Genomic DNA, 26,164 nt, shown 5'->3' with positions numbered 1-26,164 from the left:
CGCTGCTCGCGCATCCCTCGCCGAGACACGACCGGGCGCCTCGGACGTACCCGCGTTTCGGGCGCCCGGTCGTGTCTCGGCGGAGGGATGGTGGCTCATCGCGCGGTCCATCCGCCGTCCATCGTGTAGCTCGCGCCGGTCACCATTCCCGCGTGGTCGCTGGCCAGCCATCCGGCGAGCGAGGCGACCTCCGAAGGCTCGATGAGCCGCTTGATCACCGATTCCGTGAGCATGATCGTTTCGACGACCTCGTCTTCGGCGATGCCATGCACCCGCGCCTGATCGGCGATCTGGCGCTCGACCAGAGGCGTGCGCACGTACGCCGGGTTGATGCAGTTGCTCGTCACGCCATGCGGCCCACCCTCGAGCGCGGTGACCTTCGAGAGCCCTTCCAGGGCGTGCTTGGCGGTGACGTAGGCCGACTTGTACGCGCTGGCGCGCAGGCCGTGAGCACTGGAGATGTTGATGATGCGTCCCCAGCCACGGTCATACATGCCGGGCAGCACGGCGCGGATGAGAAGGAAGGGCGACTCGACCATGAGGCGCTGCATGAAGCGGAAACGGTCGGGCGAGAACTCCGGTATCGGGGCGATCGTCTGCACGCCGGCGTTGTTCACGAGGATGTCGGTGTCGAGGGCGAGGCCTTCGAGCGCGGCCGTGTCGGAGAGGTCGACGGTCCACGCCTCGCCGCCGATCGCATCGGATGCCGCGTGAGCGGCGTCGGCGTTCAGGTCGGCGATGACGACGTGCGCGCCGCGGGCGGCGAACTCCTGAGCACACGCGAGGCCGATGCCGCTTGCTCCCCCGGTGACCACCGCCCGACGTCCGGCGAGGTTCTGCTCCGTCATGCTCGACTCCTTCGTTCGCACACACTCACGTGGTGACCGCGCGAGGCGATTCTGTTCGCCAGAGACCGAAGTGTCAACGCTGCCGTGATCCTTGCGTCAGCGACCCGAAGCGTTTCCATACCTTCGGTATATACTGTTGATATGCAACATTCCGACGACATTCTGCGATTGCTCCTCGGAGCGCACGCCCTCACCCGGATGGCGGCACTCGAAACACACGCCGAGGCACCCGCGGCGCAGTGGCGCACGCTCGTTCTGCTGCGCGACAACGGGCCGCAGCGCATCGGCGACCTCGCGGCACTGAGCCGGGTCACCCAGCCCGGCCTCACACGTCTCGTCGCGCAGATGGCGGAGGCGGGCCTCGTAGAGCGCACGCCCGATCCCGACGATTCGCGGGCGACCGTGGTGTCGTCGACGGATGCCGGGCAGCGGGCGCTCGATGAGTGGCTGCGGGTGCTGAGCGACGCGCTCGCGCCGCGCTTCGCCGATCTCGACGATGAGGAGTGGGCGACGATGCGACGCGCGGCCGACATCGTCAATGCCCGCACACGCGTGACGGAGGCGGTTCGATGAGCGGCTCCGCCACGGTCAGTATTTGGCGCCAGCCGCCCCAGGTGTGGGCTGTCGCCTTCGCGTGTGTGATCGCGTTCATGGGCATCGGCTTGGTCGATCCGATCCTTCCCGCCATCGCCAAGTCGCTGAAGGCGAGCCCGGTCGAGACCGAGCTGCTCTTCACCAGCTATCTGGTCGTCACCGGGCTGGCGATGCTGATCACGAGCTGGATCTCGTCGCGCATCGGCACGAAGGCGACGCTGCTCATCGGACTCGGCCTGATCGTCGTGTTCGGCCTGCTCTGCGCTCTGTCGGGCAGCGTCGATGCCGTGATCGGCTTCCGCGCGGGGTGGGGTCTCGGCAACGCTCTGTTCATCTCGACCGCGCTGGCGACGATCGTCGGTGCGGCGTCGGGCGGCAGCTCAGCCGCGATCATCCTGTACGAGGCGGCCCTCGGCCTGGGCATCGCGATCGGACCGCTGCTGGGCGGCATCCTGGGAGAGATCAGCTGGCGCGGACCGTTCTTCGGCGTGGTCGTGCTGATGGCGGTCGGGTTCGTCGCCGTGCTCACGCTGCTGCGCGGCGGTGACGAGAAGCGCACACCGGTGAAGCTGTCGGCACCGTTCACGGCGCTGACGCAGCCCGCGCTGGCGGTGCTGGCGATCGCAGCCCTGTTCTACAACATCGGATTCTTCGTGCTGCTCGCCTACTCGCCGTTCCCCCTGGGCTTCGGGGCGATGGGTATCGGCCTGACGTTCTTCGGCTGGGGTGTGGCGCTCGCGATCACGAGCGTCTGGATCGCTCCGATTCTGCTGCGGCGCCTGTCGCGCAGCACCGCGATGCTGCTGATCTTGCCGCTGCTGGCGATCGACCTCCTGGTGGCCGCGGTGGTCGTCGGCACCCCCGCGGGCCTCGTGGTCTGCATCATCGTGGGTGGCCTGCTGTTGGGATTGATGAACACCATCCTCACCGAGTCGGTGATGGAGGCGACCGACCTGCCGCGTTCGGTGGCATCGTCGGCCTACTCCGCCGTGCGCTTCCTCGGTGGGGCTGCTGCTCCCCCGATCGCCGCCGCGCTGGCAGCTGCCTTCACACCCTCGGTGCCGTTCGTCTTCGCCGCGATCTCGGTGCTCGTCTCGGCCGCGACGATTCTCATCGGACGTCGTGCGCTGGCTCGCATCGACGGACATGAAGCGGATGCCGGGGAGGAAGCCGCCGCCGTGCTCGTCGGAGACGCGGCGTAGCCGGACCCCGGGGGAGCTCGGGAAGCGACGGCCAGGAACGCAGAAGGCCCGGACTCTGATCCACTCAGAGTCCGGGCCTTCGCTCGGTGGTGCACCCCCTGGGACTTGAACCCAGAACCCACTGATTAAGAGTCAGTTGCTCTGCCGATTGAGCTAGAGGTGCGTTCCGTTGTCCGCCGAATCTCTCGAGAAGATCACTGTCGAACCGAGGGACAACGTTACCATCCCGAACGCCCCGTCGCGAATCGAGGCCGCCCCTCAGCGTATCCTTGGGAATGTGACCTCCCCCGCCACCGCGTCTGCCTGGAGCACGCCCTTCGACGGTGACCTCACCGATGATCTTCAGCTTGCGCTGCGCCTCGCTGAGGCGGCGGATGCCGTAGCGATGGCGCGCTTCGACGCCGCCGATCTCGACGTGCAGCTCAAGGCCGACGCGTCGCATGTCACCGAGGCCGACCTCGCTACGGAGCGAGCGCTGAGAGGCATCCTGGCCACCGAGCGCCCGAACGACGGCATCCTGGGCGAGGAGTACGGAACGTCGGGTGACGCCCACCGCCAGTGGATCATCGATCCGATCGACGGCACGGCCAACTACCTCAAGGGCATCCCGATGTGGACAACCCTCATCGCGCTGGCGATCGACGGCGTTCCACGGGTCGGCGTCGCCAGTCAACCCGCTCTCGGACGGCGCTGGTGGGCGGCATCCGGACAGGGCGCATGGACGAACACCCCCGAGGGCGGCGCGCGCCGCCTCGGCGTCTCGTCGGTCGCGACGATGGCAGACGCCAGCGTCAGCTTCCAGTCGATCGCCCAATGGGACGACGTCGGACGTACGGACGACCTCCTGCGCCTCAGCCGTGCCGTCTGGCGCGACCGCGGCTACGGCGACACCTGGCCGTACATGCTGCTCGCCGAGGGCCGCCTCGAGTTCGTGGCCGAGTTCGGCGTCAAGGAGTACGACATCGCCGCGCTCGTGCCGATCGTGCACGAGGCCGGCGGCCGGTTCACCGACATCGACGGCGCCGACTCGATTTCATCGCGTTCCTCTCTCGCCACCAACGGCGTCCTCCACTCCGACTTCCTCACTCTCCTCGGCGCTCCCGACGCCGCCACCCTCTGACCGACCGGACAGCACCGATGACACGTTCTCGCTTCGCGCCCCTCGCCCTTTCCGCGATCGCTCTCGCTTCGGTGCTGCTGCTCAGCGCGTGCGCGACGTCCACGCCGTCGCCTGCCCCCACCACCACGGGCAACGCCGTCTCGCCCACGCCGACCGACGCGGCAGGCGAGCCCACCCCGTTGCCCACAGAGACCAGCAGCGCCGTGGGCAACTGCGAGCAGATGATCGAGCCCGATACCCTCGCGGAGTTCAAGGCCAAGGGGTGGACGTACAAGCAGAAGCCCTTCACTTTCGAGACGCAGCCGCCCAGCGCACCACTGGACAACGGCATCATCTGCACCTGGGCGAACTACTCCGTCTCGTCGGGCAACCTCATCGACTTCGGATGGGCCCCGATCACCTCCGACAAAGCCGCGACGGCCGCCGCCCAGCTCGAGAAAGAAGGCTGGCGCCGCGAGCCTGCCGAATCCGGCTTCTACATCACCCAAGACCCCGCGCAGGCGATCAACACCGACGACACCGGCCACGGCATGACGTATCAGTTCGGCGACGGCTGGGTTGCCGTCTCCGACACCAAGCAGAGCCTGCTGCTCATGCCCGTCACGGCGACCCGCTGACGGCAGCTGACGTAGCGCCGCCCACCTGCGACACACGGTCGCGGTCGGATTCCCAGTGACCACATAGTCGACGCTGGCGATACGCATCGACCCTGGTCAGCGCGGGTTCATCAGACGTTGCAGTTCTCGCCGTCCGCACACCGCAGTCTGGACGATCGTCCGCCCCCTCGCCGCACCCGAACGGCGTGCGCGAGGCCGGACGACCGTCCCTCGACTGTAAGGAAAACAGTGATCACGCACCGCACCCGACGCGGAATCCTTGGCCGACTCGGCGCGACTACCCTCGTCGCCGCCGCCGTCGTCTGCTCTGTCGGTCTGAGCGCCACGAGCGCCAGCGCCGACGACTCCTCCAACCAGCCCCCGCTGACCGCGAAGGACCACGCCATCACCGACGTCTCTGGCCTCGTCAACGGCCGTGAGCTCGGATCGTTCACCGGCCTCAACGGCCAGCTCGTGAACGCGCCGCGTCTGCTGCGCACCGAGTCGCTCGACAAGATCACCAGCGACGGCGCCGCCACCCTGGCGACCACGTACCACGTGAACCTCGTCATCGACCTTCGCACGCCCACCCAGATCGCCGCGAAGCCCGATGTGCCGATCCCCGGCGCGAAGGCAGTCAACATCTCCATGTTCGGCGCCGACGGCAACTATCCCGACGACACCGTGATGTACCACGACCTCGTCGACAAGGGCTACAACGGTCCGACCGATCGTGGACCCATGATCACGGCGTACGCGCAGATTCTCCGCCTCATCGCTCAGGACACCACGGGGACCGTGCTCATCCACTGCTCGCACGGCATGGACCGCACCGGCACCGTGATGGACCTCCTCTACAACATTCTCGGCGTCAGCGAGTCCGACATCCTGCACGACTACCTGCTGTCGAACACCCAGCTGAAGGTCGGGTGGGCGACTCCCCAGCTGCTGCAGGGCACATTCGAATCCGACGTCGCCTCGAAGTACGGCGGCATCGACGCGTACCTGCGCACGACGATCGGCCTCACCGACCAGGACGTCACGGCGCTGCGCACCAACCTCCTGGTCTCCAACGACGCGACCGCCGCGGCGATCACCGTCGACGGAGTTTCCGTGCCCCTGGATGCCGCAGCCACTACGGCCGGCTCGACGATCACCGACCCGCAGACCACGCTGGCCGCCAGCGCTGTGAAGGTCACGACGACGAATCCGAATGCCACAGCTTCCACGACGGTAGCGGGGCGCACAGTGACCATCACGATCACGGCGCAGGACGGCACCACCGTCGCCCGCTACGTGGTGAACGCGGCACTGCCGGCGCCGAGCGGGGCCTCCACGGCGACGCCAGCGGCCGACGCCAGCACCAAGGCCACGCTGCCCGCCACCGGTGGCGACGACACGGGCGTGGTGGTCGTGGGCGGTATCGGCGGCGCACTGCTCATCGCCGGCGGCATCCTGCTGATGCGCCGTCGCACGAAGCGCACGGCCAGCTGACAGACGACGAAGGCCCCGGCATCCATGAATCGGATGCCGGGGCCTACGCCTGTGACAGTGACGTCGTGGAGCTGGGGGGAATCGAACCCCCGTCCAACGCTGGGATACTGCGTTTTCTCCGGGCGCAGTCTGTGAAGACGTTCTGCTCGGCTCCGACCTTTGTCACAGACACCTAAGTCGACAAGCCCAGCCTGGAAAGAGTCCCGTGTGACGTCCAGACGCCGTCACACAGCAAGACCCCTAGATGACGCCAGGATCCGTGGCGGGGTCACACACGGTCTGACGGACTATCGGGCTCGCTTAGGCAGCGAGGGCGAAGTCAGTGCGCTTGGATTCGGCACTTGTAGTTTCGCAGAGATCGTTAACGAGATAACTCTGCATCCTCGGCCCGCTTCTCGCAGATTCACAGACGCTGTCGAAACCGATCAGCCCCTTGTGCCTTGCAGTGAAGTGCCTTGCGGCGAATGAGCCACTGTCACACTGTGGAGTTGTCATCGGATGCCGTCGGCACCCGAGCATTACAGTTTACCCCATGAGCGATGTCACGATCACCGTCCGTGGCGAGAGTCAGACGAGCGTGCTCCCCGAGCGTGCCGTCGCGCACGTGACGGCATCCGCCGACGGGCCGACGCGCAGCGCCGTCGTCGAGCGCGTCACCGCACTGAGCGAGCCGCTGCGGGCCGACCTCACCGCTCTGGCGGGGACGGGGACGCTCATCGACTGGACGAGCGCGCGCATGTCGGTCTGGGCGGACCGGCCGTGGAACAGCGAGGGAAAGCAACTCGAGCTGGTGCATCACGCGTCGGTGGACTTCTCGGCAACCTTCGCCGATCCCCTCGTCCTCTCGGAGTGGCTCAACACCATCGCCGCGACGGACGGCCTGCAGGTCGGCCCTGTTGAGTGGCAGCTCACACCCGAAACGCGGACGCGGATCGAACGCGCGGTCGCGACGGATGCCGTGGCTGTCGCCGTCGCGCGCGCGAGCGCGTACGCCGCGGCGATCGGCCGTCACGATGTGCGGCCGATCGAGATCGCCGACCTGGGGCTGCTGGGGTCGGCATCCGCTCCCCCGGCCCGATCGATGGCGAAAGCCGCCGCGTTCGACGCGGCCGGCTCTGCGGTGCAGTTCCGCCCCGATGAGATCGTCGTGTCGGCGGGAGTGGAAGCGCGATTCGTCGCGCGGTGACGGCCGGAGTCCCGGACTACTCGCCGAGGCGGTTGCGGCTGCGCATGGCGCGTTCGGCCTCGCGCTTGTCTTCGCGTTCGCGCAGCGTCTGGCGCTTCTCGAACTCGCGCTTGCCCTTGGCCACCGCGATCTCGACCTTGGCGCGGCCATCGGAGAAGTAGAGCTTGAGCGGAACGAGCGTGTATCCGCCGGCGCTCACCGCGTGCGAGAGCTTGACGATCTCTTCCTTGTGTAGCAACAGTTTGCGGGTGCGCTTTGAGGCGTGGTTGGTCCAGTGCCCCTGCGAATACTCCGGAATGTGCACGGCGTCGAGGTAGGCCTGACCACCGTCGATGTACGCGTAACCGTCGCTCAGGTTCGCCCGGCCCTGACGCAGTGACTTGACCTCGGTGCCCGTGAGCACCAGGCCCGCCTCGTACGTCTTCTCGATGGCGTAATCGTGGCGCGCGCGACGGTTGGTCGCGACGACCTTCTCCCCGCGTTCCCTGGGCATGGCTGATCCTTCGTTGACTGGTCCTGCTGAGTGGTCCGCCGACGATCGACGGGATGCCGCAGACACGGCAGCCCATCAGTGTATCTCACGCCCGCAGCCACCGCCGGATCGCGAAGCCTGCCGACAGCGCGGCGAGAACCAGACCGATGATGATGATGATCGGGATGACGATGGCTGCGTCGCCGAGGTCCACCCAGTCGGTGATGAAGGTCACGCGACCCTTGAGGTACTGATCGACACCGAAGTGCACGCCGACGAGAATCGCGGCTCCCGACATCACCGACCCGATGAACGCCGCGAACACGCCCTCGAGGATGAACGGCGTCTGGATGAAACGGTTCGAGGCGCCCACGAGTCTCATGATGCCCACCTCCCGTCTTCGCGCGTACGCAGACAGGCGGATGGTCGTGGCGATCAACAACACGGCCGCTATCAGCATCAGCCCGGCGATGCCGACGGCGATGTAGGTCGCGATGGTCAGCGCCGAGAACAGGGGCTCGAGGTATTGCAGCTGGTTCTTGACGCCTTCGACACCCTTTGCCCCGTTGAACGCCTCGGTGATGACGTCGGCCTTCTCCGGGTCGACGAGGCCCACGAAGTACGTGTCACCCAGCTGCGCGGGAGTGACGTAGTCCTTGTACTCGTCGCCGTAGAGCTTGAGGAGGTTCTGGTACGCCTCGTCCGACGACTCGAAGCGCACATCGCGCACGACACCGCCGAGCGCGGGACTCGACAGCCGCTGCGAAACGGCATCGATCTGCTCCTGCGTGGCCGCACCGTCGGCGCACGTCGTCGCCGTCGAGTCGGCACGACACATGAGGATCGACACCTGCGCGCGGTCGGACCAGTAGTCGCGCATCTTCCCGATCTGCATCTGCATGAGCATGGCCGCACCGACGAAGGTCAGCGACACGAAGGTCACCAGCACGACGGAGATCACCATCGATGCGTTGCGGCGAAGCCCCGTGAGTGCCTCGCCGAGAATCAGTTGCATCCTCATGAGGTGGGTCCCACTTCGTCGTTCTCGTCGGTGTCTCGGCGCACGCGGTCGGCGACGCCCAGCTTGCCCAGGTCGATGTCGCCGAGGCCGAGCTCGCCCAGATCGACCTCCGGAGCATCGATGGAGATGGGCCGGGTCTGCGGCGCCGGCTCCGGCGGAAGCGGCGCAGGTCTCTGCATCGGCGGCTGCGCATTCGGGCGGGACTGTGCAGTGGCGGATGCCGCGGCATCCGGAGCCGTACGCGTGCGCGGCGGCACGGGCTCGACCGGCGACTGCGCGATCTCGCGCTGCAGTTCGAGCACGGCGGTGAGCGCTGCGGTCGCAGCAGCCCCCTTCTCGACCTGCGGAGTGAGCGAGGGCAGTGAAGAGGTGTCGCCGTAGCCGCCGTGGCGGTCGTCGCGCATCATGACGCCGCCGCGCAGCTCGATGACGCGACGCTTCATCTGGTCGACGAAGCCGGCCTCGTGTGTCGCCATGACCACGGTGGTGCCGCCCGCGTTGATGCGCGACAGCAGCTGCATGATGTCGATCGAGGTCGCCGGGTCGAGGTTTCCGGTGGGCTCGTCGGCGAGGAGGATCTGAGGGCGGTTGACGATCGCACGGGCGATGGCCACACGCTGCTGCTCACCGCCGGAGAGCTCGTGGGGCAGGCGCTTCTCTTTGCCGTCGAGGCCGACCAGCGCCAGCGCCTCGGGCACGGCCTGCTGGATGAATCCGCGCGAAGCCCCGATGACCTGCAGCGTGAACGCGACGTTCTGGAACACGGTCTTGTTCGGCAGTAGACGGAAGTCCTGGAACACCGAGCCGATGTGCCGGCGGAAGTAAGGCACTTTGCGTGTCGACAGCGACCGCAGATCGCGACCGAGCACGACGACGCGCCCCTCGCTCGGGCTGTCTTCGCGCAGGATGAGACGCAGGCAGGACGATTTTCCCGAGCCGGACGCGCCGACGAGGAAGACGAACTCCCCGCGCTGCACCTCGAAGTCGACGTCGCTCAGCGCCGGCTTACTGGTCCCTCGGTACTTCTTGGTGACGTGCTCGAACCGGATCATGACTCGACGAGCCTACGTCGGTGATCGTCGGATGCCGGGTGCGACACTCGCCGCGTGTCGACGGGGCTCGGTGGCAGCGATGATCGCCGCACACGCAGCGCTAGCGTGGGAATGTGGAGCGCCTCGATCTCGATCTTCCGTTCGCCGTGTCGACCATGGGAGACGCCGCCGCTCCCCCGCTGATCGTGCTGCCCGGCGGCCCGTGCCGCGATCCCGAGTACCTCGAGGATCTGGCCGGCATCGGCGCGTACGCGCGCATCGTGGTTCTGCATCCGCGCGGAACATCGCAGAGTCGCGGCCTCTCCCGCGGATGGTGGACGGATGCCGATGACGTCGTCGCCCTGCTCGATGCCCTCGGACTCCCCTCGGCGCGCGTACTCGGACACTCCGCCGGAACACGGCTGGCCCTCGCGACCGCGGTGCGCTTCCCCGATCGCGTCGCCCGGCTCGCGCTGGTCACGCCCCCCGCGACCTGGCTGACCGGCACGCCGTGGGATGCGGAGAGCGTCGGGGCCGGCCGCGCCGAACCCGAGGTCGCCGCCGCGCTGGCGGCGCTCACCGAGCCCACGGCCTCCGACGATGAGGCGTTCGTCGACCAGTTCCGGCGACAGTCAGCCGCCGGGTACGCGCGCTGGACAGCGATGGAGCAGGCCCACGCCCGCGTGGGAGCGGTGAGTCTGGCCGCGGCATCCGCGTGGTTCAGCGACATCCCGACCGACGGGGCCGAGCGTATCCGCCACGCCGCGCTCCCGCCGACGCTGGTCGTCGCGGGGGACGGCGATCTACTCACCGGCGTGCAGCCGGTCGCCGACTACGCCGAGGCGCTCGGCGCCGAGATCGTCTGGCTGAGCGACTGCGGACACTATCCGTGGGTCGAACAGCCCGAGGCGTTCCGCGAGGCGGTCACCGGATGGCTGAGGCGCGACTGATCAGTCGTCGTCGCCCTTGCGCTTGCGCCAACGGATGCCGGCGGCGATGAGTCCGTCGAGATCGCCGTCGAAGACCACCGCGGGGTTTCCGACCTCGTAGCCGGTGCGCAGGTCTTTCACGAGTTGCTGGCCGTAGAGGAAGTAGGAGCGCATCTGGTCGCCCCAGCTGGCCGTGATCGTTCCGGCGAGCTCCTTCTTCTTGGCGGCCTCTTCTTCGCGCTTGAGCAGCAGCAGTCGCGTCTGGAGAACACGCATGGCGGCGGCGCGGTTCTGGATCTGGCTCTTCTCGTTCTGCATCGAGACGACCAGGCCCGTGGGCAGGTGCGTGATGCGCACGGCGGAGTCGGTCGTGTTGACCGACTGGCCGCCCGGCCCCGACGAACGGAAAACGTCGACGCGGATGTCGCCTTCGGGAACCTCGACCTCGACGGCCTCTTCGAGCGCGGGGATCACTTCGACCGCGGCGAACGAGGTCTGACGCTTGTCGGCACCGCCGAAGGGGCTGATGCGGGCCAGGCGATGCGTTCCGGCTTCGACCGAGAGGGTGCCGTACGCGTAGGGCGCGTCGATCTCGAACGTGGCCGACTTGATGCCGGCGCCCTCGGCGTAGGAGGTGTCCATGACCTTGACGGAGTACTTGTGACGCTCAGCCCAGCGCAGGTACATGCGCAGCAGCATCTCGGCGAAATCGGTGGCGTCGTCGCCGCCCGCGCCGGAGCGGATGGTGACGACCGCGGGACGGTCGTCGTACTCGCCGTCGAGGAGCGTCTGCACCTCGAGCTGACCGATGACATCCTGCAGAGCGGTGATCTCGCGACGCGCCTCGCCGGCCGTCTCTTCGTCGTCCATCTCGTGAGCCATCTCGACGAGAACGTCGAGATCGTCGAGACGACGCTCGACATCGGTCACCCGCTTGAGCTCGGACTGGCGGTGGCTGAGGGCGCTGGTGACTTTCTGCGCCTTCTCGACGTCGTCCCAGAGGTCGGGGGCGCCTGCCTCTTCGGACAGGCGCGCGATCTCGGCACGCAGTCCCTCGACGTCGACCACCGCCTGGATGTCGGAGAAGGTGGAACGCAGCGCCTGAATGTCGGCGGAAGGATCGAAATCAAGCATGGCACTCCAGAGTAACGTGAAGACGATGACCAGCCGCGCTTCAGAGTCCGCGCCCGAGCCGGGAATGGGCCCGATGCTGTGGCGCCTCGCCCCCATGATCTACGGTCCGACGGTGCTCTTCGCCCTCGGCGAGGGCGCCGTCGTGCCGCTGTTCCCGGTCATCGCGGCTCAGCTCGGCGCCGACGTCCCGACCGCGGCACTCGTGGCATCCGCCCTCGTCGTGGGGCAGCTGTGCGGCAATATCCCGGCCGGCTGGGCGGTGAGCCGCATCGGTGAGCGGATGACGATGATCATCGGCGGTGTGCTCGCCGTCGGCGGGGTGGCCGGGATGCTGTTCGCGCCCAGCCTGCTCGTGCTGGCGGCGGCGGTGTTCCTCATCGGCTTCTGCGCGGCAGCCTTCGGCCTGGCCCGTCACTCGTTCATGACGACGAGGGTGCCGCTCGCCTACCGGGCGCGGGCGCTGTCGCTGCTGGGCGGCACGTTCCGCCTCGGCATGTTCGTGGGTCCGTTCCTTGCGGCGGCGCTCATTGCGATCTTCCAGGACGAGCACTCGACGGTCTGGTTCTTCGGCGGGTGCCTTATCGCCACGATCGCGCTGCTGGTGTTCGGACCCGACCCGGAGGACGCCGTGCCGGTCCCCCGCATCACGCGCACCTCCGGCGACCCGCGGCTCGCGGAAGACACCGGCGAGCCGGTGACGGGGTCGATTCCGGTGCCCGAGCGCGTCGGGGTGTTCCGCACCATGTGGCAGTTTCGCCCGGTGCTGTCGCGGCTCGGACTCGCGGCGGCATCCCTGTCTGCCGTGCGCTCGGCGCGGCAAGTGGTGCTGCCGCTGTGGGGGCTGTCGATCGGGCTCGACGCGCAGACGATCGCGCTCGTGGTCGGCATCTCGGGGGCGATCGACTTCGCCCTCTTCTACGCGAGCGGCCAGGTGATGGACCGCTTCGGCCGTCTCTGGGCGGCACTGCCGGCGATGGTGCTGATGGGGTCGGGCTTCGTCGCGCTCGCGTTTACTCACGACCTCACGCAGGCGGCGATGTGGTTCGCGCTGTTCGCCGCGGTGCTGGGCGTGGGCAACGGGTTGTCGAGCGGCATCCTGCTCACCCTCGGCGCCGATGTGGCACCGCAGGAGGATCCGGCGGCGTTCCTCGGGTCGTGGCGCACCTTGACGGATGCCGGGGGCGCCATCGCTCCCCTGCTCGTCTCGGCCATCGCGGCCGTGGTGTCGCTGTCGGTCGCGACCGGGGTGATCGGTGTGATCGGGCTGGCAGGGGCGGCGGGCTTCATCCGCTGGGTGCCGCGGTTCGTTCCGCGGGGGCGGTCCGCCCCGGCCAGCGACTAACGCAAAGCCGTGCGGCTCGTCGCGGTCGACTGCAGCGGCCATCCCTCCGGCACGAAGAGCGTCAGCACCGGCGGATGCCACACGGTCGCCACGGTGACACGCGCCGAGAGCCCGTCCGGGGCGGATGCCGCGACCAGCTCGGCGGTCTGCATCGCGTCGAGAAGTTCGCGCGCTTGGTCGTAGACGCCCGCATCCGTGAGTCGCGCGCTGGGGGCTCCATCCGCGACGACCAGCGTGAAGCCGTCGGCGCCCGCGAGGGCGGCGGCGTCCGCAGCGGCGTCCAGACGCTTCTGCGTGAGGTAGAGGCTTGTCGCATCGACGCAGACGAGCACCAGGACGATCGCGATCACGGCGTATCCGAGCGCGAGGATCAGCACGCTGCCGTCCTCGTCCTCACGGATTCGTGCGAAGCACCGGCGGGTCATGGCTCGACCCAGTAGCGTGACACCTTCTGCACACCGGTTGCGGTGACGGGCACGCGCGCCGCTCGATCGAGCCCGAACACCGGCGGAACGAGCGGCAGGGCGACCTCCGTCGTGACCGTCACCGAGACCGTTGCCCCGGCCGCAGGACATGGACCTACGCTCGTGCACCGCACGTCGACGGCCACGCGAGAAGGGTCGATGCCGTACTCGGTGACGATGGCGTCGAGAACGCGATTCGCGCGGAGGTCGGCGGTCGCGGTGTCGGGCGCCGAGGCGATGGTGCGGGCGATCTGACGGGCACCGGTCTCGACGCCCAACGCCTGCGATTGGATCGTGCCGAGCGCGATGATGAGGTAGACGAGCGGCACGAGCATGATGAGGCCGACGGTGATGAATTCCAGCGACGCCGATCCCTCGTCATCGAGGAGGTTCGGTTCAGTCGAAGCTCTCGCTGGGCGCACGGGCGGTCACCTCCATCCCCGCGGGCACACCGAGCAGACCCACGAGCGGCAGGGTGGCGACCACAGTGACCTGGACCTCAGGACCGCGCACCGAGTCGGTCTCGACCGCTGTCACCTGGGCGCCGATACCGTCGCCGACCGCCGTCGTGATCAACTGTGCGGTGCGCGCCGCTCCCGCTGCCGTGTCGGTGTCGGCGAGCGCCCCGAAGTAGGCTCCTTCGACGGCGGCATCGTGCACCACATTGCGCACGTAGACGGCGAGCGCGAGCTGCAAGACGCCCAGAGTCAGGACCGTGAGCAGCGTTCCGACGAGCACGAACTCGACGGTGCTCGAGCCACGCTCGTCGCTCTGGATGCCGCTCACGACGGTTTCGATCAGAAGCCCGAGACGCGGCTGAGCGCTTGCTGGAACAGGTCAGCGAGCGCGGGGCCCGCGAGAGTCCAGATTGCCACCACCAAACCTGCGGTCATCAGTGTGACGAGCACCCAGCCGGGGACGTCTCCGGTCTCGTCCTCGGCGAGATCCCGGAGCGCAGATCGCTGTGACGTTTCCATGAGTCGAGTGTGTTCGAGTCCACGGGTCGGCGCCGGAGTTATCCACAGAGCGGGAGTCAGCCGACGCCGAGTCGCAGCATCACGATGCCCGGGAAGATCGCGAACAGCACCGACAGCGGGAGAATCAGAAACACCAGCGGCAGGAGCATGAGGATCTCCTTGCGCCCTGCTGATTCGAGCAGGCCGCGCTTCGCGTCTTCGCGCGCGTCGACGGCCTGCTCCTGCAGAACGTGCGCGAGCGGCGCACCGCGGTCCATCGCCGCGACCAGATGCTCCACCGCACGCGAGAGCGCCGGCACGTCCAGGCCTTTTGCCACCGACAGCAATGCGTCCGGCAGGCTCGAACCCGTGCCACTGGCGAGCACGGCTCCCCTCAACTCTCCCGTAAGCACACCCGATCCGACGTCTCCAACCCGCCGCAGTGCGTCACGGAGGCCCTCACCCGCGGCCAGACACAGGGAAAGGAACTCGAGCACCGTGGGCAGTTCCTCCTCCGCCCGCGATACCCGATGCCGAGCGGCGCGCGAAAGTCGGTAGTCGCACAGTAGGATTCCCGCGGCGGTGAGCAACGGCGTTATGAACGCGGCCGTGGGGCCGCCCCGCCCCGCGAGGGTAAGAGCGACCGCGAAGGCTCCGCCCGTCGCAAGCCCGCCGACAGCCCATCCCAGCTGCATGGCACGGAAGCCGAGCACATCCTGCGTCCACGCCGCCTGGCGCAGACGACGTGTCACGGTCGCCCCGCCGCTCATGCCCACCCAGCCAGCGGCCAGCCGATCGCGGGTGAGTCGCCACGACGAAGCCAGCGGCGTCGGCGTGAGCGGAGTCATACCCCGCGGGTCGGCGATGTCGCGCAGATAGGGCGCGATACGCCGTGAAAGCGATGGTGCGGCCCACCTCGGCATCCTTCCCGCGACCAGAAGGAGGCCCGATGCGAACGCGACGCCCAGGATGACCGCGGACGCCGTGAGGCTCACGAGATTCACGCGAACCACCGCCGCGGTTCGGGCAGCCGGCCGATCCGGATCGTGAGTCGGTAGGCCCCCACCGAGACAATGGCCCCGACGATCACGACAAGAACCCCCGCCGGGCTGGAGTACGCCGTCGCACCCTCGGGACGCAGCGCAAGAAGTCCGAGCACGATCCATGGCGCCACGACCCCGACGATCGCGGCACCCCGCACCCACGACTGGCGCGCCTCCACTTCGGCCCGCAGCGTCGCGTCGGCCCGCACGGATGCCGACAACGCACGCAGAACACCGGTGAGTTCTGTGCCACCCACCTGGCGTGCCATGCGGAGGGTCTCGATGATGCGGTCGGCGACAGGATCGGCAAGCGTCGCCTTCAGCCGCAGGGCGCTGGAATCGAAGTGTCCCGAGGCCGACATATCCGCGCCGAACCGCGCGAAGGCAGGACGCAGCGGCGGAGGCCCGTTGACGGCGAGGGCGGACACGGCATCCGGCAGGGACATTCCCGCTCGCGCCGAAGAAATGAGCAGATCGCAGACATCGGACCAGAGCGCCCGGCGCGAGCGACGCAAGCGGCGACCGCGTGCGCGCAACCAGGAGAAGGGCGCAACAGCACCGGCGCCAGCAGCCACGAGCGCAACCGCGCCCAGACCCGTAGCCAACCAAGCAACCGCCGCGCAGACGACCGAGACGACCGCTGCAATGAGCACCGGCCTGAACGCTGAGGAATGCGCGAACCCAGCCTCCTGCAACAGCCGCGCGATGCGCCCGTCGGAGCGCGCGCGCTCAGCGCGGTCGGATGCCGGCCACAGCCATGGCGAGAGCACGAGGAGGATGCCGGCAGCGAGCAGCGCACCCCAGACGATCGTCATCGCCGCCCCCGGCGGTACAGCGATCGGGTGGTGGCGACGCCGTCATCGATCGAGCCGGTCGTCTCGACGATCTCCTCGACGAACCGCTCGCCGGTGCGCGCGCGCCGACAGTGGACGACCAGGTGAACTCCCGTGGCGATGGCGGGTTGCACGAACGCCGCGTCGATGTTGCGGCCGGCCAGCAGAGGAAGCGTCGCAAGTCGCGACAGCGCATCATCGGCCGAGTTGGCGTGGATCGTCGCTGCACCCGGAACACCCGTGTGCAGCGCCAGCAGCAGATCGAGAGCTTCGGCGTCGCGAACCTCACCCACGACGAGGCGATCGGGGCGCATGCGCAGTGCTTCCTTGACGAGGCGCCGAAGGCTCACAGCCCCGGTGCCCTCGAGGCTCGGCTGACGCCCTTGGAGTGCGACGATGTCCGGCGCCGTCACTGCGAGCTCGAAGGTCTCCTCGACCGTGATGATCCGCTGATCCGGCAGACACGCGCCGATGAGTGCTGCGAGCAGCGTCGTCTTTCCTGCGTGCGTCGCACCCGAGACCAGAACATTGCGTCCCTCGACCATCGCCTCACGCAGCAGGTCGGCTGCGTTCGTCGGGATCGACCCCGCCGCGACCAGATCGTCCAGGGTGCGCCGCGCGGGCAGGAACTTGCGGATGTTGACGGCGAGATGGGCCCGAGTGATGTCGGGAATGACGACGTGCAAGCGACTGCCGTCCGGAAGTGAGGCGTCGACGAACGGTTGGCTGAGATCGACGCGGCGCCCGGTCGCGTGGAGCATCTTCTCGACGAGGTCACGGACCGCGTCGTCGCTCAGCCGCAAGGGCACTCGCTCGCTGCGCCCGGAGCGAGCGACGAAGACCGCTCCCGGCCCATTGATCCAGATCTCCTCCACTTCGGGATCATCGAGCAACGCTTGGAGCGGTCCGTAGCCCGTGACCCGTGCGAGCATCTCGCGCACCGCTGCGCCCTCGTCCTCGATGAACTCCAACCCGCGTGCGAGGGCGAAATCGTTGTGGCGGCGAACCTCGGCGGCGGCCACCTGCTGAGCACGCTCCGGATGCCGCAAGGGGTCGGCCTGCTCTTCACGCAAGCGATTGCGCACCCGCTCCGCGATCGCCTGAACGACAGCCGCTTGACCGCCGGACCCACCGGCGCGCTCGAACGGCGGCGCGTCACTGGCGTAGGTGGAGGGGCTCACCCCGGCATCCTGACATCCGCGCTCTACGGCGGCCGCAGTTTTCCACAGCCCGTTCTCCCGTTGTGGTCGGACCACAGAGTAGACTCGGTTCGTGCTTACGATCCCGGAAACTCTGCAGGCGCAGGCGGATGCCGCCATCCACAAGGCCGAGGGACTGGGTTCCCCCGGGCGCTTCGCCGTCTCCGGAATGCTGGCCGGCGCGTACATCGGGATCGGCGTCGTGCTCATGGTCGCGACCGCCGGACCGCTCATCGCCGCCGGCGACGGCCTCGCCAAGCTCGTGGCGGGCCTCGTCTTCGGCGTCGCGCTCACCCTCGTGGTCTTCGCGGGCGCCGACCTGTTGACGAGCGCGATGATGATCCTCCCCCAGGGCGCCTTGATGGGTGCGGTGGGGTGGTGGCGCGCGATCGGCACGATGGCCGCGACGTTCGTCGCCAACCTCGTCGGCGCCCTTGTCTTCGCGGGGCTCATCGTCGCATCCGGCGTCCTTCACGCCAACGCCCCTGCGGGCAAAATGCTCGCCGACATGCTCGCCGCCAAGGCCGAAGAAGGCCCCCTGCAGCTATTCGTCCGCGGCATCCTCTGCAACGTGCTCGTCTGCCTCGCGATCTGGATGTGCGCCCGCGTGCGCTCCGACGTCGCCAAGATCCTCCTCATCTTCGCCGCGATCCTCGCCTTCATCAGCTCGGGCTTCGAGCACGTCGTGGCGAACATGACCACCTACGGCATCGGCCTGTTCAGCGGCGACCCGCACTTCACGTGGGGCCTCTTCGCCAACAACATGCTCTGGGTCGGACTCGGCAACCTCGTCGGCGGCGCCATCGTCGTCGGACTCGGGTACTGGATCATCGGCGGACGCCCCCGCGCCGCCGCCCACACGGAGGCCGACGCTCCGAAGGCCGTCACCACCGCCGGATAGGCTTGTCGCTCCGCGGGAGTGGTGAAATCGGCAGACACGCAGGATCTTGCGCTCGGGCCGTTGGTGACGGGCCTCGGCGTGAATCCCTCGGCGGCGGCAACGGCTGCGTATCTTCGTCAGCCGACAGCCGTTTCTACATCAGCCCGACGCCCGTTTCGTCGTTGCGAACGAGAACCAGCACGATCGCGACGGAGGCGCAGCAAAATGCGAGGATCACGGGGGCAACCCCGATCTTCGCTGAGGCGCGGCAAATCATAGAGTGCGTCACTGCTTGCGCAGACGCTGGACTAGTCGGCGAGAGGCACGACCAATGTGTGGTCGGGGCTCTATCTGACCCGCGAACCTAGTTCGATCGGGAAACGCGCATCATCCAGTACCACCAGGCTGCAGCTGGCAGAGCAATGCCGACCGTGATTGCGGCGGCAGCAGCGGGCACTGCGATGCTCAAACCAACACCCATGACGATCATCCCGAACATCATTGCTGAGGCGAAGAGGTGCAGGCCGGGCCGCGTAATGGTGGCGAACCAGCCGGAGCGAGCCACTCGCTTGTCTTGCATCGTCATCGGCAGGGCCCCTCGCTATATTGATCGACCCACCAAATCAAAGTCGGAACGACGTAAGGCTGCGTCGCAGTAACCTGAACGCACTGACCGGAGTTGTTTGCGACACTCGCGTTCCACCAGATCGTAGCGCCCGCGAGCACGCATACCGGAAGCATGGAACCGCAACCGATAGAGGCGATCATACCCGCGCCCCCGGATGCAATTGTGGAGGTCTCGGCTCGGTCGAATCGAACTCGATATTGGAAGAAATTCGGGTGATCAAAAGTCGGATCAGCGACAACGGGGTAGTTGGCGCCCACATGCTCCACGACCTGCGTAAGGACACTACCCGTAGCCTCATAGCGCGTAGCGACTTTCGCACCGGTGGCATCCGTTGCCCACGGAGTTCGGATGTCGGCCACCACGCGCCATCGTCGTCGGACTCGGGTACTGGGTCATCGGCGGACGCCCCCGCGCCGCCGCGCACGCGGGCGCCGAGACCCCGAAGGCCGTCACCACCGCCGGATAGACTGGTCACTCCGCGGGAGTGGTGAAATTGGCAGACACGCAGGATTTAGGTTCCTGTGCCTTCGGGCGTGTGGGTTCAAGTCCCACCTTCCGCACGGAAATCGGTCGTCCGTCGATCCTTGGATTGATCAGCCGATTCACCGGAATCACACGGGAAGCGCCCCGATAGACTGACCGCGACCGCTCTGTCGAGCGAATCTCCACCGCCGATCTACCGACGGGAACTCTGTGCACGCTCTCGCCCTCATCCCCTGGCTCGACCCCGCCGCGATCATTCAGAACGCGGGTCCGTGGGCTCTGCTGGTGGTCTGCTTCATCGTCTTCGCCGAGACGGGTCTGCTCGTCGGCTTCCTTCTGCCGGGTGACACCCTGCTCGTGATCTCGGGCCTGCTGTCGCACTCGACGGCCACCACGCCCCACGGGATCTTCGGCGTGGACGTCTGGTGGGTGGCTCTGCTGATCGGTCTCGCGGCCTTCGTCGGCGGCGAGGTGGGCTACCTCATCGGGCATAAGGGCGGCCCCGCGGTCTTCGAGCGCAAAGAGTCCGGACTCTTCAGCCGCAAGAACGTCGAGCGCACCAACGCGTTCTTCGAGAAGTACGGCGGGCTGACGGTCATCCTCGCCCGCTTCGTGCCGATCGTGCGCACCTTCGCACCGGTTGCCGCTGGCGTCGGCCACATGCCGTGGCGCAAGTACTCGCTCTACAACCTCATCGGCGCCATCCTCTGGGGCTTCGGCCTGACGATGTTCGGCTACGTCATCGGCTTCATCCCGCCGGTGGCGACGTTCGTCGAGAACTACATCGACCTCATCCTGCTCGCCGCCGTCGGCGGGACCGCGCTGGTCACGATCTGGCACTACTTCTCTGAGCGCCGCAAGGTGAAGAAGGAGAATGCCGCCGGCCTTGCCCCCGAGACGGTCGAGCCGCTCGAAGACGACGCACCCGCCGTCTGAGTCACCCTTCGCTCACGACGCTTTGGTGGCCTTGCCCTTCTTGGGCGGGGCCACCTTTTCGTGCTCTGTGCGTGCTGCACGGCTGCGTTCGACGCTGGCTTTCAGCGCCGCCATCAGGTCGATCACCTCACCTCCGGCATCCTTCTCCGCCCTGTCGCCGAACGTCACGGACGTGTCGAGCGCGTCGCCCTTCTCGAGCTTCGCGTCGATGAGGGTGCGCAGCTCCTGCTGGTACTCGTCGACGAACTGATCGGGGTCGAAGTCGGCCGAAAAGCTCTCCACCAGCGACGCCGACAGCTCGAGCTCCTTCGCCGAGATCTTGACGGGCTCGTCGAGCGCCGGAAACGACGCCTCGCGCACCTCGTCGGCCCAGAGCAGGGTTTGCAGCACCAGCACGTCACCGCGCACCCGCAGCGCTGCGAGCCGGGTCTTCTGGCGCAGCGAGAACCGCACCACCGCGGTGCGCTCGGTCTGCTCCAGCGTCTTTCGCAGCAGCACGTACGCCTTCGGCGAGGTCGAGTCAGGCTCGAGGTAATAGGGACGGTCAAGGGTGAGCAGGTCGATCTGATCGCTCGGCACGAACTCGACCACCTCGATCTCGCGACTGCGCTCGGACGGCAGCGACGCGATGTCGTCAGCGGTGAGCACGACGGTGCGATCTCCGTCGTCGTACGCCTTATCGATCTCCGCGTACGGCACGACCTCCCCGTCGAGCTCGCAGATGCGCTGATATCGGATGCGTCCGCCGTCGGCGGCGTGCACCTGGTGCAGCGGGACGTCGTGATCATCGATCGCCGAATACACCTTCACCGGCACGTTCACGAGACCGAAGGTCAACGCACCCTTCCAGATCGCTCTCATGGGCCCATCCAACCGGCTCCTGCGCGGCGGCGCCAGGGGCTGGACGCTAGCCTGGCGCCATGGCACAGGCAGCGCAGGTGGTCGAGGTCGACGGTCGCCGCCTGCGACTGAGCAACCTCGACAAGGTGCTCTACCCCGACACCGGCACCACCAAGGCCGAGGTCATCGACTACTACTCGCGCATCGCCCCCGTGATGCTGCCGCATCTGGCCGGCCGCCCGGTGACGCGCCTGCGCTGGCCCGAGGGCACGGGAGAGCCGCCCTTCTTCGCGAAGGATCTCGAAGCCGGCGCACCCGAGTGGATGCCGCGGCACGCGATCGACCACTCGGGCGGCGCCAAGGACTACCCCCTCATCGACAGTGTTGCCGGGCTCGTGTACCTCGCGCAGGTCGCAAGCCTCGAACTGCACACTCCCCAGTGGTGTTTCGACGGCGGAGGCCGCGGCGTCCCCGACCGGCTCGTCCTCGACCTCGATCCCGGGCCGGGGGTGGGGTTGGCCGAGTGCGCGGAGGTGGCCCGGCGGGCCCGCGGCATCCTGTCGGGCATGGGCATAGACCCGTTGCCGGTGACCAGCGGGTCGAAGGGCATCCACCTGTACGCGCCGCTCGACGCCACGCGCACGAGCGACGACATCTCCGCCTTCGCGCGCGAGCTTGCGCGGGCACTCGAGGCGGACGACCCCGATCTCGTGGTCAGCGCCATGAGCAAGGCGGCCCGTCCCGGCAAGGTTTTCGTCGACTGGAGTCAGAACAACGCCGCCAAGACCACGATCGCCCCGTACTCGCTGCGGGGGCGATCGCGTCCGACCGTCGCGGCCCCGCGCACGTGGGCGGAACTCGACGATCCCGACCTGCGCCACCTCCTCCTCGACGAGGTGCTGCACCGTGTCGCCGCCGACGGCGACCTCCTCGCGCCGCTCGCCCCGCTGACGGCCGACCCGCTCGCCCTCTACATCTCCAAACGCACCCCCAGTGCCACCCCCGAGCCTTTCCCTCCCGCGCTCCCCCTCGCGTCCGCGAGCCGGAGCGAATCGACCGAGCCACGGCGGTTCGTGATTCAGGAGCACCACGCGTCGCGGCTGCACTACGACCTGCGGTTGGAGCGGGAGGGGGTGCTCGTCAGCTGGGCGGTGCCGCGCGGCATCCCGTCATCGCCCGATCGCAACCATCTCGCTGTCATGACCGAACCGCATCCGCTCGAGTACCTCGCCTTTTCGGGCACGATTCCGGCCGGCGAGTACGGTGCGGGCACGATGACGGTCTGGGACACCGGCACGCTCGCCGTCGAGAAGTGGCGCGACGACGAGGTGATCGCGACGCTCACCGGCCGCCCCGACGGCCCGCTCGGACAGGTGCGGATCGCGCTCATCCGCACCTCGGGCGCGGGCGAGAAATCGCAGTGGCTACTGCACCGCACGAAGGATGCCGCGACCCCGCCGGTGCGCGCCGCGCGCGCCGGCCACCGCGCCCCGTCGCGCGCGCCGTCCGGGGCGGACGCGCCGATGCTCGCCGTCTCCACAACCCCGGCCCTCGCCCAGGCAGCCGGGCGACGCTGGGGTGATGTGCCGTGGGTCGAGTTCAAGTGGGACGGCATCCGTGCCATCGGCGTGTGGGACGGAACGCGCCTGCGGCTGCGCGCCCGCAGCGGCACCGATATCACCGACCGCTACCCCGAGCTCACGACCGGTGACATCGGTCTCGGACCGACACCGGCGGTGCTCGATGGTGAGATCGTGGCCTTGGATGCCGCGGGTCGCCCCAGCTTCAGCCGGCTGCAATCGCGCATGCACCTGACGTCACCGCACGAGATCGCCCGAGAGGCCGAGCGCACGCCGATCAGCTACTTCATGTTCGACGTCCTGCGTCGGGGCGACGACGACCTCACGACCCGGCCGCTCCGCGAGCGACGCGAAGCGCTGGAGGCGCTGGCCGCAGACGCCGCGCCGGTGCTCGCCGTCCCGCCGGTGGCCGACGACATCCTCGACGCCCTCGCGGCCGCCGCCGACCTCCGTCTCGAAGGCGTGGTCGTGAAGGATCCGGGTTCGCCCTATCGCCGGGGCGCACGCTCCGAGCAGTGGCTCAAAGTGAAGCTCACCGCGATGCAGGCCGTCGTGATCGGCGGCATCCGACCGGGCAGGGGCGAGCGGCGCGGCGGTATCGGCTCCCTGCTGCTCGGCATCCCGAATGAAGACGGTCTTCGCTACGTCGGTCGAGTGGGTTCCGGGTTCAGCGAGCGTGAACGTGCCCGACTCGCTGCCCTTCTCGATCCGCTGCGCACGGAGACGAACCCGTTCATCGGCGTGCCTGCCGCCGACGCCGCCGACGCCCTCTGGCTGCGACCCGAGCTGGTCGGCGAGGTCGAGTACGCGGAGTTCACGCCGGGAGGCACGCTCCGGCATGCTCGCTGGCGCGGGCTGCGACCCGACGTCGAGCCCGCGGACGTACGTCGAGAGGACTGAGGGTCAGGCCGGGGCGTTCGTGGGCGCCGGAGGATCGGCGGCGAAGACCGCGACAGCGGTGCCGTCCCAGATGAACTGCAGCGCCGTGCCGTCGGCAAACGCGTCGCGCAACTCGGCGGGACTCTTGTGCGAGACCGTTACCGTCGCTGTGGCGCGAAACGTACCCGCAGTGCAGCCGCTGGCGAATCGAATTTCCCCGTCACCGGCCACGCTCGCTTCTGGGCCCACGACGAGACATGTCTGATCGGGATCCATCACACCCCTGTCGAACACCGCGACGATGAGGCCGGCGTAACGATACAGACCGATCGCCTGCGCGAAGAACGCCATCGATTCACCCGTCTTCACCCCCGTGGCCGGCGTCTGCAACGCGGCGACCTGCCTCGCGCCCGCATCCGTGACGACCGGACGCATCGAGGCGAGCCCGAACACCAGGGCACCCACGACGACGGCCACGACGACGATGGATGCCGCCCACCCGATCAGCAGAGCGCGGCCGATCCGGGGAGGTGTCAGCGAACGAGATGACGGCTCGTTCTCCGGCTCCTGTGCGAGAGCCGTCGGAGAGTCGACGCCAGCGACGGCGGTCACCTGCTGCTCCGGCGGTCGAGGATCCCCGGCCGACTGTGACGGCGCGTCCTCGACGGTGGATGTCGTTGCGCTCCTAGAGGCCCGCGCCTGGTTCTCGAGGTCACGCAGCCGATCCAGCGCCGTGGCATCGCCGGCGATGTCGGCATGCGGTCCGTATGCGCGGCGCCGCAGCGCGCTGAGCTCGTCACCGGATCTGTCGTCCATGCTCAGCATCGTCGCATAGCCGAGTCGACCGCTGCGGACCTACACGTGGGCGTCGTGCTCGCGGTGGCCGGCCGGTTCGAACTGGAAGGTGGAGTGTTCGACGTCGAAGTGACGCGAGAGGCACGTCTGCAGGCGAGACAGCAGCGACGCCGAACCGCCCTCACGGCCGGCGAGGACGTCATCGGCGACGACGACGTGGGCCGTGAACACCGGCGCGCCGCGGGTGAGCTGCCACACGTGCACGTCGTGCACATCGACGACACCCGTCTCGCCGAGGATGTGGTCGCGGATCTCCGCGACCGCGGTTCCCCTCGGCGCCCGCTCGCCCAGAACGGAGAAGACCTCGCGGAACAACCCGATCGCGCGGGGCAGGATCATGACGGCGATGAGCAGCGAGGCAAGGGCGTCCGCCGGCATCCATCCGGTCGTCCAGATGATGACGGCGGCGACGATGACCAAGGCGGAGCCGATCAGATCGCCCAGCACCTCGATGTACGCGCCGCGCACGTTGATGCTGCGCTTCTGCGCGGCGCTCAACAGATACATGGACACCGCGTTGGCGATGAGGCCGACCGCCGCGACCACCAGCATGAGCCCGCCCGCGACCTCCGCTTCGGCAGGGTTCATGAGGCGCTGCACGGCCTCGATCGCGATCCACACCATGAGGGCGATGAGGATGACCGCGTTGATCAGCGCGCCGAACACCTCGGCGCGCTGGTATCCGTACGTATTGCGGTCGTCCGCGGGGCGTCCCGCGACCGTCGAGGCGATCAGGGCGATCACGAGCGCCGACGAGTCGGTGAACATGTGCGCCGCATCGGCGAGCAGCGCAAGCGACCCGGTGAGCGCCGCCCCGACGATTTGCACGAGCATGACGGTGGCGGTCAGGCAGAGTGAGATCGTCAGCAGACGGCGGTTGCTCGACTCCCGGATGCCTGTCGGTGCGTGATCGTGCATATGACGAGGCTATGACGCCGACCCACCCCGCACGGCGGTTTGCGCCTAGTCGGGAATGAAAGCGGTTATCGCTCCAGGGCGCTCAGCAACGGCGCGAGCGCGACGAAGGCACGCGCCCGATGCGACGCCGCGTTCTTCTCCTCGGCCGACAGGTCGGCTGCCGAACGTCCACCCTGGTCGTCGGGCAAGAAGATCGGGTCGTAGCCGAAACCACCCTCGCCCGACGGCGCGGTGGCAAGCCGACCCGGCCACACCCCTTCGACGGTCTCCTCGCGAAGTACCGAACCGTCGGGACCGGGCACCACCAGGGCGATCGTTGAGACGAACTGCGCGGTGCGGTGCGGATCGGAGACGTCGGAGAGCTGGTCGAGCAGCAGCTCGAGGTTGGCGCGCGCGTCTTTGCGGTGTCCGGCCCAATACGCGGAGAACACCCCCGGTGAACCGCCGAGCACATCCACGCACACGCCCGAATCGTCGGCCAGCGCGGGCAAGCCCGTGTGGGCAGCAGCCGCGCGAGCCTTGATCAGCGCGTTGGCCGCGAAGGTCACCCCGTCCTCGACGGGTTCGGGACCGTCGTAGCCGACGACTTCGAGATCGGGTCGCACCCTCGCGACGATCGCGCCGAACTCCTCCACCTTGTGCGGATTGTGGGTCGCGAGAACGACGCGACGTGCGCCGCCGACCGCCATGGAGGAGTTCGG

Annotated in this window: 28 protein-coding genes, 2 tRNA genes and 1 other RNA gene; 12 read left to right on the top strand and 19 right to left on the bottom strand. The window is 68.2% G+C overall.

Annotated features, from left to right (window positions below; all coding sequences use genetic code 11):
• Positions 1-95 precede the first annotated feature (95 nt).
• Complete coding sequence (locus ITJ43_RS00570; protein WP_194581155.1) at positions 96-848, bottom strand: 3-hydroxybutyrate dehydrogenase; 753 nt, start codon at positions 846-848, stop codon at positions 96-98.
• A 141-nt stretch (positions 849-989) separates the two neighbouring features.
• Between ITJ43_RS00570 and ITJ43_RS00565 the strand changes: the two genes are divergently transcribed.
• Together ITJ43_RS00565 and ITJ43_RS00560 are read left to right on the top strand one after the other, a co-directional pair.
• Positions 990-1,421, top strand: coding sequence for a MarR family winged helix-turn-helix transcriptional regulator (locus ITJ43_RS00565; RefSeq protein ID WP_194581153.1), 432 nt, complete (start codon positions 990-992; stop codon positions 1,419-1,421).
• Positions 1,418-2,644, top strand: a complete 1,227-nt coding sequence (locus tag ITJ43_RS00560; protein ID WP_194581151.1) for an MFS transporter — start codon at positions 1,418-1,420, stop codon at positions 2,642-2,644. The genes ITJ43_RS00565 and ITJ43_RS00560 overlap by 4 nt, the downstream gene beginning before the upstream one ends.
• Before the next feature lie 87 nt (positions 2,645-2,731).
• On the opposite strand, the gene ITJ43_RS00555 is transcribed toward ITJ43_RS00560, so the two are convergent.
• A tRNA-Lys gene (locus ITJ43_RS00555) sits at positions 2,732-2,807 on the bottom strand.
• A gap of 114 nt (positions 2,808-2,921) precedes the next feature.
• On the opposite strand from ITJ43_RS00555, the gene ITJ43_RS00550 reads away from it, so the two are divergent.
• The 3 genes from ITJ43_RS00550 to ITJ43_RS00540 all read left to right on the top strand — a co-directional run bounded on the left by ITJ43_RS00550 (position 2,922) and on the right by ITJ43_RS00540 (position 5,854).
• Positions 2,922-3,764: an inositol monophosphatase family protein gene (locus tag ITJ43_RS00550; RefSeq protein WP_194581150.1), complete on the top strand. Its 843-nt coding sequence runs from the start codon at positions 2,922-2,924 to the stop codon at positions 3,762-3,764.
• A 17-nt stretch (positions 3,765-3,781) separates the two neighbouring features.
• Positions 3,782-4,381, top strand: coding sequence for a nitrate ABC transporter substrate-binding protein (locus tag ITJ43_RS00545; protein ID WP_194581149.1), 600 nt, complete (start codon positions 3,782-3,784; stop codon positions 4,379-4,381).
• A 228-nt stretch (positions 4,382-4,609) separates the two neighbouring features.
• Entirely contained in the window at positions 4,610-5,854 is a 1,245-nt protein-coding gene (locus tag ITJ43_RS00540) for a tyrosine-protein phosphatase (protein WP_194581148.1), read from the top strand.
• A 63-nt stretch (positions 5,855-5,917) separates the two neighbouring features.
• On the opposite strand, the gene ssrA is transcribed toward ITJ43_RS00540, so the two are convergent.
• Positions 5,918-6,287, bottom strand: a transfer-messenger RNA (tmRNA) gene (gene ssrA, locus ITJ43_RS00535).
• A gap of 99 nt (positions 6,288-6,386) precedes the next feature.
• Here ssrA and ITJ43_RS00530 point away from each other — a divergent pair.
• Complete coding sequence (locus ITJ43_RS00530) at positions 6,387-7,040, top strand: SIMPL domain-containing protein (protein ID WP_194581147.1); 654 nt, start codon at positions 6,387-6,389, stop codon at positions 7,038-7,040.
• A gap of 16 nt (positions 7,041-7,056) precedes the next feature.
• Here the strand turns inward: ITJ43_RS00530 and smpB are convergent, their stop codons facing one another.
• From smpB to ftsE, 3 genes are all read right to left on the bottom strand, one after another.
• Positions 7,057-7,533, bottom strand: a complete 477-nt coding sequence (gene smpB, locus ITJ43_RS00525) for an SsrA-binding protein SmpB (protein WP_194581146.1) — start codon at positions 7,531-7,533, stop codon at positions 7,057-7,059.
• 85 nt (positions 7,534-7,618) lie between these two features.
• Positions 7,619-8,533, bottom strand: a complete 915-nt coding sequence (gene ftsX, locus ITJ43_RS00520) for a permease-like cell division protein FtsX (RefSeq protein WP_194581143.1) — start codon at positions 8,531-8,533, stop codon at positions 7,619-7,621.
• Positions 8,530-9,585, bottom strand: coding sequence for a cell division ATP-binding protein FtsE (ftsE, locus tag ITJ43_RS00515; RefSeq protein ID WP_194581141.1), 1,056 nt, complete (start codon positions 9,583-9,585; stop codon positions 8,530-8,532). Before ftsE ends, ftsX begins: the two co-directional genes overlap by 4 nt.
• Positions 9,586-9,698: 113 nt before the next feature.
• On the opposite strand from ftsE, the gene ITJ43_RS00510 reads away from it, so the two are divergent.
• Positions 9,699-10,514: an alpha/beta hydrolase gene (locus tag ITJ43_RS00510; RefSeq protein ID WP_323741077.1), complete on the top strand. Its 816-nt coding sequence runs from the start codon at positions 9,699-9,701 to the stop codon at positions 10,512-10,514.
• Here ITJ43_RS00510 and prfB read toward each other — a convergent pair whose 3' ends face one another.
• The gene (prfB, locus tag ITJ43_RS00505) at positions 10,515-11,627 is read right to left on the bottom strand and encodes a peptide chain release factor 2 (RefSeq protein ID WP_194581139.1); all 1,113 of its coding nucleotides are present in this window, start codon (positions 11,625-11,627) and stop codon (positions 10,515-10,517) included.
• Between the two features lie 73 nt (positions 11,628-11,700).
• Here prfB and ITJ43_RS00500 point away from each other — a divergent pair, with 73 nt between their 5' ends.
• A complete protein-coding gene (locus ITJ43_RS00500; RefSeq protein ID WP_194582372.1) occupies positions 11,701-12,969 on the top strand; it encodes an MFS transporter in 1,269 nt (422 codons plus the stop codon).
• Here the strand turns inward: ITJ43_RS00500 and ITJ43_RS00495 are convergent.
• Genes ITJ43_RS00495 through ITJ43_RS00465 form a run of 7 tightly spaced genes read right to left on the bottom strand, consistent with a single transcriptional unit; the run spans position 12,966 to position 17,446 of the window.
• Positions 12,966-13,394 carry a pilus assembly protein TadG-related protein gene (locus ITJ43_RS00495; RefSeq protein ID WP_194581138.1) on the bottom strand — a complete coding sequence of 143 codons (429 nt, stop codon included), beginning with the start codon at positions 13,392-13,394 and terminating at the stop codon, positions 12,966-12,968. The two genes, ITJ43_RS00500 and ITJ43_RS00495, sit on opposite strands and share 4 nt — an antisense overlap.
• The gene (locus tag ITJ43_RS00490) at positions 13,391-13,855 is read right to left on the bottom strand and encodes a TadE family protein (protein WP_194581137.1); all 465 of its coding nucleotides are present in this window, start codon (positions 13,853-13,855) and stop codon (positions 13,391-13,393) included. The genes ITJ43_RS00495 and ITJ43_RS00490 overlap by 4 nt, the downstream gene beginning before the upstream one ends.
• On the bottom strand, positions 13,830-14,219 hold the full coding sequence (locus ITJ43_RS00485) for a TadE/TadG family type IV pilus assembly protein (protein WP_194581136.1): 390 nt from the start codon (positions 14,217-14,219) through the stop codon (positions 13,830-13,832). The genes ITJ43_RS00490 and ITJ43_RS00485 overlap by 26 nt, the downstream gene beginning before the upstream one ends.
• Positions 14,220-14,230: 11 nt before the next feature.
• Positions 14,231-14,410, bottom strand: a complete 180-nt coding sequence (locus tag ITJ43_RS00480) for a hypothetical protein (protein ID WP_194581135.1) — start codon at positions 14,408-14,410, stop codon at positions 14,231-14,233.
• A gap of 56 nt (positions 14,411-14,466) precedes the next feature.
• On the bottom strand, positions 14,467-15,384 hold the full coding sequence (locus tag ITJ43_RS00475; protein ID WP_323741076.1) for a type II secretion system F family protein: 918 nt from the start codon (positions 15,382-15,384) through the stop codon (positions 14,467-14,469).
• 5 nt (positions 15,385-15,389) lie between these two features.
• On the bottom strand, positions 15,390-16,247 hold the full coding sequence (locus ITJ43_RS00470; RefSeq protein ID WP_194581133.1) for a type II secretion system F family protein: 858 nt from the start codon (positions 16,245-16,247) through the stop codon (positions 15,390-15,392).
• A complete protein-coding gene (locus ITJ43_RS00465) occupies positions 16,244-17,446 on the bottom strand; it encodes a CpaF family protein (RefSeq protein WP_194581132.1) in 1,203 nt (400 codons plus the stop codon). Before ITJ43_RS00465 ends, ITJ43_RS00470 begins: the two co-directional genes overlap by 4 nt.
• A gap of 91 nt (positions 17,447-17,537) precedes the next feature.
• On the opposite strand from ITJ43_RS00465, the gene ITJ43_RS00460 reads away from it, so the two are divergent.
• The gene (locus ITJ43_RS00460; RefSeq protein WP_194581131.1) at positions 17,538-18,365 is read left to right on the top strand and encodes a formate/nitrite transporter family protein; all 828 of its coding nucleotides are present in this window, start codon (positions 17,538-17,540) and stop codon (positions 18,363-18,365) included.
• A gap of 343 nt (positions 18,366-18,708) precedes the next feature.
• Here the strand turns inward: ITJ43_RS00460 and ITJ43_RS00455 are convergent, their stop codons facing one another.
• Positions 18,709-18,930, bottom strand: a complete 222-nt coding sequence (locus ITJ43_RS00455) for a hypothetical protein (RefSeq protein ID WP_194581130.1) — start codon at positions 18,928-18,930, stop codon at positions 18,709-18,711.
• Positions 18,931-19,450: 520 nt separating this feature from the next.
• Between ITJ43_RS00455 and ITJ43_RS00450 the strand changes: the two genes are divergently transcribed.
• Positions 19,451-19,532: transfer RNA gene (locus ITJ43_RS00450), tRNA-Leu, on the top strand.
• Positions 19,533-19,665: 133 nt separating this feature from the next.
• Complete coding sequence (locus ITJ43_RS00445; RefSeq protein WP_194581128.1) at positions 19,666-20,391, top strand: DedA family protein; 726 nt, start codon at positions 19,666-19,668, stop codon at positions 20,389-20,391.
• 12 nt (positions 20,392-20,403) lie between these two features.
• On the opposite strand, the gene ITJ43_RS00440 is transcribed toward ITJ43_RS00445, so the two are convergent.
• The gene (locus tag ITJ43_RS00440) at positions 20,404-21,252 is read right to left on the bottom strand and encodes a Ku protein (RefSeq protein ID WP_194581127.1); all 849 of its coding nucleotides are present in this window, start codon (positions 21,250-21,252) and stop codon (positions 20,404-20,406) included.
• Between the two features lie 59 nt (positions 21,253-21,311).
• Here ITJ43_RS00440 and ITJ43_RS00435 point away from each other — a divergent pair, with 59 nt between their 5' ends.
• On the top strand, positions 21,312-23,711 hold the full coding sequence (locus ITJ43_RS00435; protein ID WP_194581126.1) for an ATP-dependent DNA ligase: 2,400 nt from the start codon (positions 21,312-21,314) through the stop codon (positions 23,709-23,711).
• Positions 23,712-23,714: 3 nt separating this feature from the next.
• Here the strand turns inward: ITJ43_RS00435 and ITJ43_RS00430 are convergent, their stop codons facing one another.
• From ITJ43_RS00430 to rdgB, 3 genes are all read right to left on the bottom strand, one after another.
• Positions 23,715-24,506 carry a spermidine/putrescine ABC transporter permease gene (locus ITJ43_RS00430; protein ID WP_228495264.1) on the bottom strand — a complete coding sequence of 264 codons (792 nt, stop codon included), beginning with the start codon at positions 24,504-24,506 and terminating at the stop codon, positions 23,715-23,717.
• A 39-nt stretch (positions 24,507-24,545) separates the two neighbouring features.
• Positions 24,546-25,463 carry a cation diffusion facilitator family transporter gene (locus tag ITJ43_RS00425; protein ID WP_194581124.1) on the bottom strand — a complete coding sequence of 306 codons (918 nt, stop codon included), beginning with the start codon at positions 25,461-25,463 and terminating at the stop codon, positions 24,546-24,548.
• A gap of 65 nt (positions 25,464-25,528) precedes the next feature.
• Positions 25,529-26,152 (bottom strand): RdgB/HAM1 family non-canonical purine NTP pyrophosphatase, encoded by a 624-nt coding sequence (rdgB, locus tag ITJ43_RS00420; RefSeq protein WP_194582370.1) that lies wholly within the window; start codon positions 26,150-26,152, stop codon positions 25,529-25,531.
• Positions 26,153-26,164 lie beyond the last annotated feature (12 nt).

The organism is Microbacterium sp. VKM Ac-2870 (assembly GCF_015350795.1).
Classification (GTDB): Bacteria; Actinomycetota; Actinomycetes; order Actinomycetales; family Microbacteriaceae; genus Microbacterium.
The sequence above is the reverse complement of the archived record's forward strand: the minus strand, read 5'-3'. Positions and strand labels throughout refer to the sequence as shown.

What these genes read in the sequence shown, in the direction of transcription:
- ITJ43_RS00570 (WP_194581155.1), bottom strand. Translation starts at nt 848, where the DNA reads ATGACGGAGCAGAACCTCGCCGGACGTCGGGCGGTGGTCACCGGGGGA.
- ITJ43_RS00565 (WP_194581153.1), top strand. Translation starts at nt 990, where the DNA reads ATGCAACATTCCGACGACATTCTGCGATTGCTCCTCGGAGCGCACGCC.
- ITJ43_RS00560 (WP_194581151.1), top strand. Translation starts at nt 1,418, where the DNA reads ATGAGCGGCTCCGCCACGGTCAGTATTTGGCGCCAGCCGCCCCAGGTG.
- ITJ43_RS00545 (WP_194581149.1), top strand. Translation starts at nt 3,782, where the DNA reads ATGACACGTTCTCGCTTCGCGCCCCTCGCCCTTTCCGCGATCGCTCTC.
- ITJ43_RS00530 (WP_194581147.1), top strand. Translation starts at nt 6,387, where the DNA reads ATGAGCGATGTCACGATCACCGTCCGTGGCGAGAGTCAGACGAGCGTG.
- smpB (WP_194581146.1), bottom strand. Translation starts at nt 7,533, where the DNA reads ATGCCCAGGGAACGCGGGGAGAAGGTCGTCGCGACCAACCGTCGCGCG.
- ftsX (WP_194581143.1), bottom strand. Translation starts at nt 8,533, where the DNA reads ATGAGGATGCAACTGATTCTCGGCGAGGCACTCACGGGGCTTCGCCGC.
- ftsE (WP_194581141.1), bottom strand. Translation starts at nt 9,585, where the DNA reads ATGATCCGGTTCGAGCACGTCACCAAGAAGTACCGAGGGACCAGTAAG.
- prfB (WP_194581139.1), bottom strand. Translation starts at nt 11,627, where the DNA reads ATGCTTGATTTCGATCCTTCCGCCGACATTCAGGCGCTGCGTTCCACC.
- ITJ43_RS00500 (WP_194582372.1), top strand. Translation starts at nt 11,701, where the DNA reads ATGCTGTGGCGCCTCGCCCCCATGATCTACGGTCCGACGGTGCTCTTC.
- ITJ43_RS00495 (WP_194581138.1), bottom strand. Translation starts at nt 13,394, where the DNA reads ATGACCCGCCGGTGCTTCGCACGAATCCGTGAGGACGAGGACGGCAGC.
- ITJ43_RS00480 (WP_194581135.1), bottom strand. Translation starts at nt 14,410, where the DNA reads ATGGAAACGTCACAGCGATCTGCGCTCCGGGATCTCGCCGAGGACGAG.
- ITJ43_RS00470 (WP_194581133.1), bottom strand. Translation starts at nt 16,247, where the DNA reads ATGACGATCGTCTGGGGTGCGCTGCTCGCTGCCGGCATCCTCCTCGTG.
- ITJ43_RS00455 (WP_194581130.1), bottom strand. Translation starts at nt 18,930, where the DNA reads ATGACGATGCAAGACAAGCGAGTGGCTCGCTCCGGCTGGTTCGCCACC.
- ITJ43_RS00440 (WP_194581127.1), bottom strand. Translation starts at nt 21,252, where the DNA reads ATGAGAGCGATCTGGAAGGGTGCGTTGACCTTCGGTCTCGTGAACGTG.
- ITJ43_RS00435 (WP_194581126.1), top strand. Translation starts at nt 21,312, where the DNA reads ATGGCACAGGCAGCGCAGGTGGTCGAGGTCGACGGTCGCCGCCTGCGA.
- ITJ43_RS00430 (WP_228495264.1), bottom strand. Translation starts at nt 24,506, where the DNA reads ATGGACGACAGATCCGGTGACGAGCTCAGCGCGCTGCGGCGCCGCGCA.
- ITJ43_RS00425 (WP_194581124.1), bottom strand. Translation starts at nt 25,463, where the DNA reads ATGCACGATCACGCACCGACAGGCATCCGGGAGTCGAGCAACCGCCGT.
- rdgB (WP_194582370.1), bottom strand. Translation starts at nt 26,152, where the DNA reads ATGGCGGTCGGCGGCGCACGTCGCGTCGTTCTCGCGACCCACAATCCG.